The organism is Bartonella sp. AA126HLJHH, assembly GCF_042197425.1.
In the GTDB taxonomy this organism is placed as follows: Bacteria; Pseudomonadota; Alphaproteobacteria; order Rhizobiales; family Rhizobiaceae; genus Bartonella.
The window spans coordinates 1-687 of sequence record NZ_JBHIRU010000119.1; the positions used below are offsets into that span (position 1 = coordinate 1).

Annotated in this window: 1 pseudogene; it reads left to right on the top strand. The window is 32.0% G+C overall.

The features are described 5' to 3' along the window. A pseudogene (locus tag ACFIQC_RS10060) lies at nucleotides 1-187 on the top strand (hypothetical protein); the annotation flags it as partial. Between the last annotated feature and the right edge of the window lie 500 nt (nucleotides 188-687).

Here is a 687-nt window from a genome sequence, read left to right on the forward strand (position 1 = left end):
GAGTGGCTCTTGTGAGATTTATGGCTCTGTTTATGGCAATGCTAAAATCTCATATTGTGCAACGATCTGGGGGCGTGTTTATGGCAATGCAAAAATCAATAAAAAAAGCAAAGTAAGGTTGGTTCCAAAAAAATGTGAGGTGTATGAAAGGGATAATGTTGTCAATATAACTGATAAAACAGAATAAAAAGAAACATGGGGGCGTGCATTCTTTATGGTTATAAACGCATATAAAATGCATTGCTATAAACATATCATAAAAGATAGCATTCATAAAAAAAAGCCGTGTCGAAAGTGATATGACGCGGCTTTCAAATAGCGTTTTTTATTGATTAAAATGAATCATCCACAATGGAGTAATCAGTGCATATATACAAAACGTATCATATTGCAAGCGCTCTATTATCTTTATGAAAACTTATCAAAAGGAATGTAAATGATGCGTTTGATTTTTACTCACTCATTTGAATGAGAAAACCTATAAACGCTTTTTGTTGCTCTCAAACGTATCAAAACGCTCGGTAGCTTTAATAATTCAATCAAAAGCAAATGCATATTCAATAAATATCTGCAAAAAACGTTCTTTTTAGCTTGCAAGCATTGGTTTTTAAAAGCAGCTTTTCATAAGATAAATAAACAAACGCTTTTATAAAGTGTAAGGTTTTTAAGATTTTGCTCTGCTGTGAA